Raw genomic sequence first — 13,818 nt, 5'->3', positions numbered from 1 at the left:
GACCAGCCTGTTAGTCCGTTTACTAGGATAAAGTCACTACTTCAACAGGATAATGAATGAACGCATAGTACTCCCGTCATTAACCAGGAGAGACTTTGCGATGCGTATTTTTCTGACTGGCGCAACCGGCTTCATCGGCTCCGCTCTGGTTCCCGAACTGCTCCAAGCAGGCCATCAAGTGCTCGGCATGACGCGATCGGACGCGGGCGCCCAAGCGCTCAGCGCAGCCGGCGCCGAAGTTCATCGCGGCACGCTCGAAGACACCGACAGCCTGCGCCGCGGCGCCGAAAAAGCGGATGCGGTCATCCATCTGGCGTTCGATCACGATTTCTCGAACTTCGTCGCGAATTGCGAAAAAGACAAGCGCGCGATCGCGGCGCTCGGATCCGCGCTCGCGGGTTCCGATCGCCCACTTCTCATAACGTCGGGCACGGGCGTCGGTAGCCCGGGCCATGGCGAACTCGCCACCGAAGACGTGTTTAATACGGCGCATCCGAATCCGCGCATCGGATCGGAAATCGCGGGCAATACGCTGCTGGATGCGGGCATCAACGTATCCGTGATGCGCTTGCCGCAAGTGCATAACCCCTTTAGGCAAGGCCTCGTTCGAGTGCTGGTCGACATCGCGCGCGCGAAAGGCGTGGTGTCCTACGTCGGAGAAGGACAAAACCGCTGGCCCGCCGGACATCTATCGGATGTCGCGCGGCTCTACCGCCTCGCCATCGAGAAGGCCGAGCGCGGCGCCCGCTATCACGCGGTCGGCGAAGAAGGGATCAGCACTCGCGAGATCGCCGAATCGCTGGGGCGCGGACTCAAACTGCCGGTCACCTCGATCACCCAAGAGGAGGCGCCCGACTATTTCGGCTGGATGGCCATGTTCGCCGGGCTCGACATGCCGGCCTCCAGCGCGCTCACGCAGGCGCGGTTGGGCTGGAAGCCGACAGGCCCCACGCTGATTTCCGATTTGGATCAAGCACGCTACATCTAGTTAGCGAATCCGCCACTAGCAGCACGCCTTTATCAAGCGACCGGAGCTTCTCGTCCGGTCGCTTTCGTTCGTGGAAGGCACTCCGGCCCCGATCTTGGCAAAGACATCACCGGCCGCGGCAATGCACCGAACGCGCATGGAATATTCCCCCGCGCCATTTCGTTTCACCAGCACGGTCGGCCCGACGCGGCCCCGCGCCGAGCGAGCCCGTTCGCGGTCGATGCATCCGATCCGCGGCACCGGGTCGGTTTGCTCGTCATCGCGATCTCCTCGGAGAATCGTTATGAGTTGCGCTCGTTTTGATTCCGAATCATCAGGTGAGGCGTCGCCGTATGTCCCCGCGACGCGCGGTAAACCGGCGGCCAAAATCGCGCGGATGACCCTGCTATGCGCGGTCATCGCGCTGACCATCGGGCGCCCCGCGATGGCCGACGGCGATCGGCTGTTGCCCCCTGCGTCCGTCACCTCTTCCACGATGCCGCCGAACGGCGATGTCAATCCGTACGGTGTCGCGTTCGTCCCGCCAGGATTTCCCGCTCACGGAACAATCGGCCCCAACGATCTGCTCGTAGCTAACTTCAACAATGCCAACAACCTTCAGGGCACCGGCACGACGATCGTCAAAATTGTGCCTAACGCCAATCCCGAGGTGTTTTTCGCGGGGCCGGCGGGGCTCGGTCTAACGACCGCGCTAGGCGTGCTGCGCGCGGGTTTCGTTCTCGTCGGCAACGTTCCGACGACGGACGGGACTTTCGCGACAATCCAACCCGGCTCGCTGATCGTTCTCAACCGGACCGGCGGCATCGTCGCGCAATGGACGCTCGCCAACGCAGGGCTCGATGGTCCGTGGGATCTGACGATTCTCGATCTGGGCGACCGTGCGAAGGTATTCGTCTCGAACGTCCTCAATGGAACGGTCGTGCGTCTGGACGTTGCCATCGACGCTAACGGCATCCATCTTCAGCGCAGCACCCGAATCGCCTCGGGGTATCCGTTCCGCGGCGATCCCGCGGCGCTCGTCGTCGGGCCGACGGGGCTCGCTTACGATCCGCACCGCGACGTCCTCTACGTTGCGTCAACCGTGGACAATGCCATTTTCGCCGTCTACGGCGCCGGCTCGACACGGTACGACGGCGGCAAAGGTGTGCTGATTTACACCGACAATCAACATTTGCACGGCCCGCTCGCGTTGGCGCTGGGTCCGAATGGCCACCTTTTCACGGCCAACGGAGATGCGATCAATGGCGACGCGAAGCAACCCAGCGACATCGTCGAGTTCACGCCGCAAGGACACTTCGTCGCGCAGATCTCGACGGATGCGGCGCAGGGCGGCGCATTCGGCTTGGCATTCTCCCAAGTAAGCAATGGGACAGTCCGTTTTGCGGCTGTCGACGACAACGTTCCGAACATTACCGTGTGGAGTCTTTCATTGGACGGCTCACGTCCATAAGACCCGCTAAGCAACGCCGGACGTTCATCCATCATCGGTTGTCGGCGCCTCGACGCGCCGCCCGGCCAGCATCGACCGCGCGGCGCCTTTTCCCCCCCTCGGCTTGACTTCCCCTGTCGACGAAGTAATATACGCATCGCGCACACCCACCCGCGCTTACTCGCCCGAGGCCCGCCGATGACCGTCCCCCAGCAAGCATTCCTGCGCGACGCGATGCGCCGCATGAACATGACGCGCGATGCGTTCGCGAACCGTATCGGCGTAAGTCGGCGAGCCCTCGACACGTGGCTTTTGCCCGAGGATTCGCAGGAATCCCGCTCGATGCCCGAGATCGTCGCGCGCTTCGTCTCCGAGATCGTCGTCAATTCCGCCCGCGAGGAAGGATATACGCAACGCGTAGATTCATCGTCGCTATCGTGCCAAATCCAGTTCGAAGGCAAACCGCAGTTGCTCTCGGTCGATCAGTTCTCGCGCGATTCGGTCGAAGCGCTGTTTCGAGTAGCCGATTTGATGCAGCCTATCGCGCGGCGGCAAAAGATTTCTCGTGTGCTCGAAGGCGCGGTGCTCGGCAACCTATTCTTCGAAGCGAGCACGCGAACGCGCGTCTCGTTCGGCGCGGCTTTCTGCCGCTTGGGAGGATCGGTCTGCGATACGACCGGTTTTACGTTCTCATCGATGGCAAAGGGCGAATCGATCTACGACACGAGCCGAGTCATGAGCGGCTATGTCGATGCGCTCGTCGTGCGGCATCCGGAGAAAGGCTCCGTGGCCGAATTCGCCCGCGCGACGAATCTGCCAGTCATCAACGGCGGCGATGGTCCTGGAGAACACCCGAGCCAAGCGCTCTTGGACCTTTATACGATCCAGCGGGAATTTTCGCGGCTCGGCAAGATCGTCGACGGCGCGCATATCGCCCTGGTCGGAGACCTCAAATACGGCCGTACCGTCCATTCCCTCGTCAAACTGCTGGCGCTTTATCGCGGCATCAAATTCACGCTGATCTCGCCGCCCACGCTCGAGATGCCCCCTTATATCGTCGAACAGATATCGCGCAACGGTCATGTGGTGGAGCAGTCGAACGACCTCGCATCGGGCCTGCGCGGCGCCGACGTCGTCTACGCCACTCGCATTCAAAAAGAGCGCTTCACCGACGAATCGTTCGAAGGCTATACCCCTGACTTCCAAATCAATCAGGCATTGGTGGATGCCGCTTGCCGGCGCGACACATTGATCATGCACCCGCTGCCCCGAGACAGCCGCCCCGGAGCAAACGACCTCAGTACGGATTTGAACCACGATCCGCGGCTCGCCATCTTCCGCCAGACCGACAACGGTATCCCCGTGCGCATGGCGATTTTCGCGGTGCTGCTCGGCGTCGATCACCTCGTGCAACATTCGCTGCGCGACACGACGTGGCGTCCTCCCGCGTACCTGGGACCGGACGATGCGGTATTTCACGGCATCGATTAAAGCCCATTGAAAGGCGCGATAGGGTTCGCGTAACTCTTTTTATCGCTCGCCGGCAGCTTTTCCTTAACCTGCTATAACACTCTGACGCGCGCTTTATCGCGCGTCACGATTCATCGTTCATTGCTCATTGCGATCGCCACTGCTTGCGCAAGAAGCACTGCGGCATTCGAACTCTTTTTGGCGGCTCACCATGCGCGGGCACCCGCCTTGCTGGCCGCAGATGACGCTCGATCGCCGCTTTTTCACGGAGCTCGTTCATCTCTCATGTCCAAGCCCGATTCCAGCCACGATGGCACGCGCGCGTCCAATCCGGGACGCCGCCGCTTTCTGCAATCGGCTGCCGCAGCCGCCACCCTGGGCGCGGCGCCTCATTTGCCCGCCGAAGGACTACTCATGGCACAGCCGCCGTCCGCGCCCGCATCCTCGCCTTCCGCACCACCCGCTCGCCCCTTGCATCTGACCATCAACGGACGGCCCTACACGCTGCAACTCGAATCTCGCGTCACGCTGCTCGACGCACTGCGCGAATACGCGGGACTCACCGGCACCAAGAAGGGCTGTGACCGCGGACAGTGCGGCGCATGTACCGTCATCGTCGGAGGCCGCCGCATCAACTCATGCTTGACGCTTGCCGTCATGCACGAGGGAGAAGAGGTCACCACGGTCGAAGGCCTCGCGACGCAGGAAAGCCTAAGCCCATTGCAACGCGCCTTCATCGAACACGACGCCTTTCAATGCGGCTACTGCACGCCGGGCCAATTGTGCTCGGCCACCGCACTACTCGACGAGTTCGGCGCGGGCGCGGCGAGCACGGTCACGCAAGACGTTCGTCACGCCCCGGCCGCGCTGACCGACGACGAAATCCGCGAGCGCATGAGCGGCAATATTTGTCGCTGCGGGGCTTATCCGAACATCGTCGCGGCGATACGCGTCGTCCACGAGCACGGCTAACGCAATAGGGAGGCGAGCCATGGAGGCAATCGCATACGAACGCGCGGCCGATATCGCCGGCGCGATCCGGGCAGCGCGCGAGCCGGGCGTCGCGTTTATCGGCGGCGGCACGAATTTGCTCGACTTGATGAAAGGCGGCGTCGAACGGCCGGTCAAGCTGATCGATATCACGCATTTGAGCGACGACGGACTCGATACCGCGCGCGCTCTGCCGAACGGCGGCGTCCGGATCGGTGCGCTCATGCGCAACAGCGACGCCGCCAATCACCCGCTCGTTCGCGAACGTTACCCGCTGCTGACTCAAGCGCTCTTAGCCGGGGCATCGGCGCAATTACGAAACATGGCGACGGTCGGCGGCAACTTGATGCAACGCACGCGCTGCCCCTACTTCTACGACACCGCATTCGCGGCTTGCAACAAGCGTGCGCCCGGCAGCGGGTGTGCCGCCATCGACGGCCATCACCGCAATCACGCGATCTTCGGTGCCAGCGAAGCGTGCATTGCCGTCAACCCGTCGGATATGAGCGTCGCCCTTGCCGCGCTCGATGCCACGGTTCAAGTGGCGGATGCGGGCGGCACGCGCGGCATCCCCATCGGGCAGTTTCATCGCTTGCCTGGAGATCGGCCCGATCTCGACACCACGCTGCAACGGGGCGAGCTGATCACCTCGGTCGACCTCCCGCCCGCGACGAGCGCGGCCGGGACGGCCTACTTAAAGGTCCGCGACCGCGCGAGCTACGCGTTCGCGCTCGTATCGGTTGCCGCCATGCTGCATATGAACGGCGATAAGGTGGAAGCGGTTCATATCGCGCTCGGAGGCGTCGCGCATAAGCCGTGGCGGGCGACCATCGCCGAGGGCATGCTCACGGGCCAGCCGCTCAGCGATAAAGCGCTGCACGAGGCGGCCGCCGCGCAAATGCGCGACGCACGGCCGCTACGCGAGAACCGTTACAAGGTCGCAGTGGCCGAACGGGCCATCGTCCGCGCCGTCAACGTGGCGGCTGGCCGCGAGCGCCTTGGCGTCACGGGAGAGACCGCATGAATATGATCGGCCAGCCGCTCGACCGCACCGACGGCGTTCTGAAAGTCACAGGCGGCGCGAAGTATGCCGCCGAATTCCCCGCAGCCCAACTGGCGCACGCCGTACTCGTGACGAGCACGATCGCGCGCGGGCGCGTCGCCGCGATCGATACAACGCGCGCCGATGCCATGCCGGGGGTGCTCCTCGTCATGACGTCGCGCAATGCGCCCCGTTTGCCCAACGGCGGCGAACCCGAGGTATCCCCGCCGGCGCAGCGCCGGCTCTCGCTGCTGCAAACCGACGAGATTCGATACGACAACGAACCGGTCGCATTGGTCGTCGCCGATACGCTGGAACGCGCGATCGATGCCGCCGATCGTCTACGGATCACCTATGCGCCGGAGTCGCCCACGTTGGACTTCGCTTCGGCAAAAGCACACGGTCATCCGCCCGCGTCGATGATCGGGGGCAAACCCGATACGGAGCGCGGCAACATCGAACATGGCTTCAGTACCGGCAGCGTACGCGTCAATGCGGTCTACACCACGCCGATGGAGCATCACAATCCGATGGAGCCTCACGCGGTCATGGCCTCGTGGGACGGCCCTCGCCTGACGCTCTACGACACGACGCAAGGCGTGGGCAACGCAAGGAAAGCCGTGGCGACGTTCCTCGGCATCAAGCCCGAGGACGTTCATATCGTCTCGCCCTTCGTCGGCGGCGGCTTCGGCTGCAAGGGCTCGGTGTGGTCGCAGGTCGTGCTGTGCGCGATGGCGGCGCGGCAAGTCGGCCGGCCGGTTCGGCTCGCGCTGACGCGGCCGCAAATGTTCGGTCCGGTCGGCGGCCGGCCGTATACGGAGCAGCATCTCGTCCTCTCCGCTCGCAAGGACGGCACGCTCACGGCCCTGCGTCACGACACTTTTTCGAACACCTCGACGTTCGAAGACTGGACCGAAACGTCGGGGGTCGTGACACGGATGCTCTACGAAGTGCCGAATCTCGCGACGAGTCATCGGCTCGTGCCGTTAAACGTCGGAACGCCTACGTTCATGCGCGCACCGGGCGAAACGACCGGCTCGTTCGCGCTCGAATCGGCCATGGATGAACTCGCCGTGGCGTTGAAAATGGACCCCGTGGCGCTCCGCCTAAAGAACTATGCCGAGATCGATCCGGAGGAACGTAAGCCCTGGTCGAGCAAGCAACTGCGCGAGTGCTATCGGCTCGGAGCCGAACGGTTCGGCTGGTCCAAACGTACCGCCGCACCTCGCTCCATGCGAGCGGGCAATACGCTCATCGGCATGGGCATGGCTACGGCCACGTATCCCGCGCGGCGCAGCGAGGCGTCCGCGTTCGCGCGGATCTTGCCCGACGGCAATGCGGTCGTGGCTTCGGGCACCCAAGATCTCGGCACGGGAACGTACACGGTCATGACGCAAGTCGCTGCCGATGCATTGGGCTTTCCGCTCGATCGCGTGAGCTTCGCGCTCGGCGATTCCTCGCTTCCGAACGCGCCGGTTTCGGGCGGCTCGCAATCGGTCGCGAGCGTTGCGCCCGCCGTCAGGCAAGCGGCGATCGCCGCGCGCGAGCGTCTGATTGCGACGGCTTGCGCCGACGCGGGCTCGCCGCTGCATGGGATGTCGACAGACGATGTCACTGTCGTCGACGGCTGGGTCGTTGCGCGGCGCGACGCGTCCCGCCGCGACCCCGCGGCCGCCGTCATCGCACGGGCCGGCGGGCAGCCGATCGAGGGACGCGCCACAGCCAAACGCGGCGAGGAGGCGCAGCGTTATGCGTTCCATTCATTCGGCGCGGTGTTCGTCGAAGCGCATGTCGATGCCGCGTTGGGTACGATTCGCGTGCCGCGCGTGGTTGGCGTCTACGACGTCGGCAAGTTGCTCAACGAGAAGACCGGCAAGAGTCAACTCATGGGCGGGATCGTATGGGGCATCGGGGCGGCGCTCGAGGAAGCGAGCGAACTCGATGTTCGTTATGGACGCTTCGTCAACGCGAACCTGGCCGAATACCATGTCCCGGTCAATGCCGATATCGGTACGATCGACGTGAGCGTTCTTAACGTGCCCGATCCGCAATTCAACGCGCTCGGCGCGAGGGGCATCGGAGAGATCGGCATCACGGGGGTGCCCGCCGCCATTGCGAACGCCGTTTATCACGCGACCGGCGTGCGCGTGCGTAACCTGCCCATCACGTTGGACAAGGTGCTCGAAGGCGGCGGCATCGTGTAAGGGATTGCGCGAGTGGACACGGGGCAATGCGGCCGAGCCCACTCCCCCATGCAGATGCCGCTTGCCCGTGGGCATGGCGCACCGCACAATTCGAAGACTCGTCCACTTCCCGCGTCAGCGACCACCATGACCTATGCTTCATCCGCCACGGCACTGTTGCTTGCCGCGGGCCGAGGCTCGCGCTTCGATCCGAGCGGCCTGCAAAACAAATTGCTGGCGCCATTGCCTGATGGCACCCCCGTCGCTTGCGCCGCCGCCCATCCACTGCTGGCGATCTTGCCGCGCGTGACCGCGGTGGTGCGGCCCGGCGCCGAAGCGCTTGCACACGCCTTGAACGATGCCGGCTGCGACGTGGTCTTCTCAACCGACGCGGAGCGTGGAATGGGCGCGAGCCTCGCCGCCGGGATTCGTGCGACGGAAGACTCCACGGGTTGGATCGTGGCGCTCGCCGATATGCCCTGGATCTTGCCCGAGACGATCGAATCGATCGCGCTTCGTATCGACGGCGGCGCTTCGGTCGTCGCTCCGATTTATCGGGGGCGCCGCGGCCATCCGGTCGGGTTCGGCGCAATGCACCGCGACGCGCTGATGTCGCTCGACGGCGACGTCGGGGCGCGGGGGATTCTGGAATCGACCGATGTTATGCCGATCGAAGTGGACGACGCGGGGGTGCTGGCCGATATCGATACGTTTGCCGATTTGCATCGGCAGCGGTAGTAGGTATCCGCTACGGAGGTGGGTACATAAGTTCTACATTCCTACCCCAAGCGCACGACAACCTTCCCAAACGCCCCATGCCTTAAATGCTCGAGCGCGTCCGGCAATCGATCGAAGTCGTAACAAGCATCGATGACGGGCTCGAGCGAGACGGCATCGACCGCACGTACAAGCTCCTCCAACGCGCGCCGATGCCCCACGCCGATCCCCTGAATCACCGGCCTAGTCAAGAACGAAGGCACGCTGGGAAACGTCATCGCATATTCGCCCAACACCCCGATCAACGAGATCCGGCCGCCTTGCCGCAGCGCACGAACGGACGACCCGAGATTGTCGCCGCCGACGAGTTCGAAAATATGGTCGATACCGCGACCGCCCGTATAGTCGCGCGCTTGGACATCCCAGGGCACGTCGGCGGTTCGATCGATGACGTGCGACGCTCCGAGTTCGAGCGCGCGGCGCCGTTTATCCTCGCTGCCCGACGTGACGATCACTTGCGCGCCATGCGCCCGCGCGAGTTGCAAACCGAACAACGCCACGCCCCCGGTGCCTTGCACGAGCACCGTCTGCCCCGCCCTCAACCCGCCCTGTTCGACAAGCGCGAACCATGCCGTGAGCCCCGCGCACGGCAACGTGCTCGCCTGGACGGCATCGAGCGAACGTGGCGCATGAACGAGCCAATCCTCGTGCAACACGACATACTCGGCAAGAACGCCCGGCAACGAGCCGCCGAGCACGCGCGCATGCTCGGGCCAATCGCCGTCGAGCCACCCGGCCCAAAACGTCCCAAGCACTGCGTCCGCTTCGCGAAAACGAGTCACGCGTGCGCCCGTCGCGACGACACGCCCCGCGAGATCGGACCCCGGCGTCAACGGAAACGGCATGCCGGTGTTCAACTCCTTCCCCTCGATAACGCCGATATCGCGGTAATTGAGCGACACGGCCTCGACGCGAACGAGCACTTCGTGCTCACCGGGCGTCGGAACCGCCGCGCTCTGCAAGATGAGATGCTCTGCCCCGGCACGCGTCACGGTCCATCGCTTCATCGTGGAATTCGTCGAATCACTCACGTTCACGCTCCTCGTCGATTGAATGGAAAAATCGTAGTGGAGATAGCGTGTCGCCAGTGACGGTAAAAATTCACCTCGTTGTAGACTTTGCGGAATCAATCAAAAGTTCGGAAAGAGAGTCATGACAGATCGACTGACGGGCATCTCCGCATTCGTCCATGCGGCGGAAGCAGGCAGCTTCGCGCTCGCCGCGCAGCGCCTCCATCTCACGCGCTCGGCGGTCGGAAAGAGCATCGCACGGCTAGAGGAACGTCTTGGCACTCGACTCTTTCTGCGCACCACGCGCCGTCAAGCATTGACGTCCGACGGACAAGCGTTTTACGACCACTGCGTCCGCGCGTTAGCCGAAATCGATGCGGGCGAAGCTGCGTTGAGCGCCTCGCGCCTCTCACCGCAAGGCCGTCTTCATGTCAGCGCCCCGGTGTTATTCGGACGGCGCTGCGTGGCACCGGTCCTGCTGGAACTCGCGAGCCGTTATCCGAAGCTCGAACTCCAAATGAGCTTTACCGACAAAGTCGTCGACCTAGTCGGCGAAAACATCGACCTCGTCGTACGTAGCGGCTCGCTGCTTCACGCACCCGCGGACCTCGTCGCACGTAAGTTGGGCGAGCAAACGATGATTTTGTGCGCCAGCCCCGGGTATCTGGAACGCCACGGCACACCGCGAACCGTGGCCGACTTGGAGGGGCATCACGGCGTGCTCTATGCAACCGGCGGGCGTGAGGCCGCATGGCCATTGTCGGACCATACGGCGTCGATGCGCACGATCACCATGAAACACCGCCTGAGGTTCGACGATCTGGAAACGATCGTCGCCGCCGTGAAGGCAGGCGCCGGGCTTGCCCGATTACCTTGTTGGTTAGTCGCCGAGGACGTTCGCGGCGGAACGCTCGAACGCGTATTGGCTGACACGCCGGGGCCTAAGATCGACTTTCACCTCGCTTGGCGGCGCACGCGTCACCTGCCGTCGCGCGTGCGCGCCGCCATCGATATGCTGGCTGCCCGCTTGCCGCCCGTCCTAACGGTCACCACCGAACCGGCCGGCGAGCGGCCGCACGCGTGAATCAATGCGCGCGTTTCATGCGCCGATTTTCGCTCAACGCCGGTGCCGTTCGTCACGCGAATGTCGGCGCAGGGCTGTGTCCGGAGGTAGGGGCGCAAATCCACTGCCCCAGGATGAAGACGAAATTGGATCCGCGCTCCGTTTACCAGGGATGGCAACCAATTGCCAACGGTTCAGGCTCGCATATCCATCTACCGGTGTCTGAATAGTCGCGCGACACCTCTGTGGAGTAGCCGGAAAGGCAGTAACAGCACCCATGACAGCAGCCTGAGCGCGAGATTGATTAGCGGGTCAAGCAACCCGCTACTACTGCGCACAGCACGCCTTCTACGCTGTACGCGTGCTTTCGCGTTACGTCGTTCCCGGTTCCCAGCCTCCATCGCTACAGCGACCGTTCTGCGGCGCTTGTCGCGGCTGTCTTCCTTCGATGTTTTCGAACGCCAGCTACCGCCCTTTAGCTTGACGTTAGGTGCGGTTGTCTTCGTGAATCGAGACATTATTAACCCCGTCGAGTTACCATCAGATGATCTATTCTGGCATTTCTATGCCTGGCTTCACTTCGTAGAACGCTACGCTGTCGCTTGCATGCTGCCGTGTACCGTACTGCATAACCGGCTGTCTGCGTCTTCGCGCAATTGCTGCATACGACCGTAGCAGGTGCTTCGCCGTCGCCTGATTCGCTTCAACCACATGTCTGCTGCCCCACTTTTTTCATTGTCTGGTTCACGTGCTCGACCGGCAATCCAGTCGTAGGGTGGCGACCTGTTGGTAGGCGTGGCGCTCAAATATGCCCACCACATTGGATTCGTCAGTCCTGAGGCTTACGAGTGCCAATCAGGGCATTGCAGATCGTGAACCGGCTTTCCTCGCGCCAATTCCTTCAGGTGATCAAGCTGCTTCACGGCATTAGCCCCAGCCACAATGTGGTAATCATTGAGCTTGCGATTTTCCAAAGCATTGCCACTGAAAACCGGCCCCGTGAGTGAAAGATCGGGCAAATACTTCAGCCCCATCTGCTTCCGAATCCGGGCCGCTGCCTCGCTTGCCTTATCCTGTTCTTGAAGGCGTTCCGGCAAGGCATCAAATGCCTCGTGGATAGCGAGGCTTTTCCAGGGGGCCGCACGCTCCGCGCTCATGTAGATTGGGTTAAACGAGCTCCAATCGTACGGGAGTTTTTGCCCATTCGATTGCTTGGCATCACGGCCAATACTAACTTGGGCGAGCCATGCATACTCACCGGCCACGCCCTCGGTAGGCAAGTCGTCGCGTGTTACATCAAGTTCGACGGCTTCGGCTACCCCAGCATCTGCCAAGTACCCAGCAGCGGACACCGCAGTTGCGAACCAATCTTCGGGTTTTGCGGATGCTGATACGCGAATTTCGGCTTGCTCAAGCGTGTACCCGTTGGTGAACTGGTCATTGACGGCCAGGCGACATATCTTGAATGGCAGAACGTGGGCAATCCTTTTTCCCTCGGCAATTGCTCGGGCCTCATCGAATTGCGCGCTCGTGTTCGGGGTGCTGGCCGCGACCTCTTGATTGCCCTTTCCACGCGAACATCCTCCGAGCGAGGCCATGACGAACACTGCGACGGAGAGCCCGATCTTTGTTCGAGTACATTTGTTCATTGATTTTCCGATCAGTCTCAAGCTAGCCCTTACCTACTTCCTTTTCCACGTCTCGCGTATCGGAAAGTCTCGTCGCCGTTTTCCGATCGGCACAAGTGTCGGAGCTGCTCTAAGGAAGCAGCCCTGTGCGCCACACAATACCCACAACGACTAGCACCAGAAGCGCCATCGCGAATACGATGGGACGCGCACGGCGTCGCTCCGCAGCGTCGTTTATTAACTTCCCACGCAAGATTTCGTAATGGCTGAGCTCGGACCAGAAGTATCCGCATAACACAACTGCGCTCGCCCCTAGTCCCGCTACCGTCACCCCCGGCGCCACCAGGGCGTTACTGACGCCTGCAATCCCGAACAGCGGTAGAAGCACACCGAAGAAGAGGGCGCCCACCGAAGCGATGATTAGCAGAAGGAATGGCAGTGAGAAATGAGAGAGCCCTATGTATATGTCCCGAGCGTCCTCATTGTCGTAGTTGAGTGCAGGCTGTCGATAGTAGCTCGCCTCGCGCTGAATGCGGAATGCCAGGAACGATCCGCAAAAGCCCGTAAGGATGGCCCCCGCAGAGATCACCGACGAAAAGAATGCTGGAGGTTGGACGGTCAAGGCTTTTTCCCCACTTTGTAGTGTTTCAGACCTGTGATTGACACAACAAGCGCGAACTCGCGCATCGGTCGCATCCTGCTGTCCATCTGTTCGAGATCCACCGTGCCCCCTCGGGATTCGAATGCGCACGATGCGCATCGCGAAACTCGCGATGCTGCTTGTATATACTGTTGCTCGCTTCGCGGACGATTTCGATCGTTACCGACGATAGCATCAATCAGAAGCTGATTCGACCGTAGCTCGGCTTCCAATTCCAATATATCGTTAACTAGGACTCGATCCGGTCTATGGCTTCCACAAAATAGCCGAGGCAATCCCGGCAGGCCTGGTTCCCTTTTTGCTCATACAGGCGGAGCCTCTGCAAGCAATCGCGCCCGGAACTTGTCCGGCTGAGCATTCGGCGTCAGGACATCTACTGCGACACCGAGCAGATCGGCCAGCTTGTGACGAATGATTCAACCTGGATCAAAGACATACCTGATTGGACGTTTTACATTCTCGGAATGTAATGTCATTTCGCGGTACTGCGGGAGCTAAAGTCGAATGTGGTGTACGGGGGAGTTGAGGCGGGAAGTTGAAGGCGGTGGAGGTTTCAGCTGAGAATCTGATTGTCGAA

Annotated in this window: 10 protein-coding genes; 8 read left to right on the top strand and 2 right to left on the bottom strand. The window is 62.1% G+C overall.

From position 1 onward, the window contains the following. The first annotated feature begins 100 nt into the window (after window positions 1-100). The 7 genes from DXT59_RS14440 (at window position 101) to DXT59_RS14410 (ending at window position 8,840) form a co-directional block, all read left to right on the top strand. On the top strand, window positions 101-988 hold the full coding sequence (locus DXT59_RS14440; RefSeq protein WP_116137578.1) for an SDR family oxidoreductase: 888 nt from the start codon (window positions 101-103) through the stop codon (window positions 986-988). Between the two features lie 376 nt (window positions 989-1,364). Beyond that, window positions 1,365-2,438 carry an NHL repeat-containing protein gene (locus DXT59_RS14435; RefSeq protein ID WP_240324514.1) on the top strand — a complete coding sequence of 358 codons (1,074 nt, stop codon included), beginning with the start codon at window positions 1,365-1,367 and terminating at the stop codon, window positions 2,436-2,438. A 177-nt stretch (window positions 2,439-2,615) separates the two neighbouring features. After that, the gene (locus tag DXT59_RS14430) at window positions 2,616-3,908 is read left to right on the top strand and encodes an aspartate carbamoyltransferase (protein ID WP_116137577.1); all 1,293 of its coding nucleotides are present in this window, start codon (window positions 2,616-2,618) and stop codon (window positions 3,906-3,908) included. 264 nt (window positions 3,909-4,172) lie between these two features. Further along, a complete protein-coding gene (locus tag DXT59_RS14425; protein WP_116137576.1) occupies window positions 4,173-4,859 on the top strand; it encodes a 2Fe-2S iron-sulfur cluster-binding protein in 687 nt (228 codons plus the stop codon). Between the two features lie 19 nt (window positions 4,860-4,878). Continuing rightward, the gene (locus DXT59_RS14420) at window positions 4,879-5,901 is read left to right on the top strand and encodes an FAD binding domain-containing protein (protein WP_116137575.1); all 1,023 of its coding nucleotides are present in this window, start codon (window positions 4,879-4,881) and stop codon (window positions 5,899-5,901) included. Continuing rightward, entirely contained in the window at window positions 5,898-8,123 is a 2,226-nt protein-coding gene (locus DXT59_RS14415) for a xanthine dehydrogenase family protein molybdopterin-binding subunit (RefSeq protein ID WP_116137574.1), read from the top strand. Before DXT59_RS14420 ends, DXT59_RS14415 begins: the two co-directional genes overlap by 4 nt. Window positions 8,124-8,249: 126 nt before the next feature. Beyond that, window positions 8,250-8,840 carry a nucleotidyltransferase family protein gene (locus tag DXT59_RS14410; protein ID WP_116137573.1) on the top strand — a complete coding sequence of 197 codons (591 nt, stop codon included), beginning with the start codon at window positions 8,250-8,252 and terminating at the stop codon, window positions 8,838-8,840. Window positions 8,841-8,881: 41 nt separating this feature from the next. On the opposite strand, the gene DXT59_RS14405 is transcribed toward DXT59_RS14410, so the two are convergent. Continuing rightward, window positions 8,882-9,886 carry a zinc-dependent alcohol dehydrogenase family protein gene (locus DXT59_RS14405; RefSeq protein ID WP_116137572.1) on the bottom strand — a complete coding sequence of 335 codons (1,005 nt, stop codon included), beginning with the start codon at window positions 9,884-9,886 and terminating at the stop codon, window positions 8,882-8,884. A gap of 145 nt (window positions 9,887-10,031) precedes the next feature. Here DXT59_RS14405 and DXT59_RS14400 point away from each other — a divergent pair, with 145 nt between their 5' ends. After that, window positions 10,032-10,973, top strand: a complete 942-nt coding sequence (locus DXT59_RS14400; RefSeq protein WP_116137571.1) for a LysR family transcriptional regulator — start codon at window positions 10,032-10,034, stop codon at window positions 10,971-10,973. An 821-nt stretch (window positions 10,974-11,794) separates the two neighbouring features. On the opposite strand, the gene DXT59_RS14395 is transcribed toward DXT59_RS14400, so the two are convergent. Then, window positions 11,795-12,601, bottom strand: a complete 807-nt coding sequence (locus DXT59_RS14395) for a hypothetical protein (RefSeq protein ID WP_162878083.1) — start codon at window positions 12,599-12,601, stop codon at window positions 11,795-11,797. Between the last annotated feature and the right edge of the window lie 1,217 nt (window positions 12,602-13,818).

The sequence above is a fragment of the Trinickia diaoshuihuensis genome, from assembly GCF_003390925.1.
Classification (GTDB): Bacteria; Pseudomonadota; Gammaproteobacteria; order Burkholderiales; family Burkholderiaceae; genus Trinickia; species Trinickia diaoshuihuensis.
This window is presented reverse-complemented; position numbering and strand designations above follow the sequence as displayed.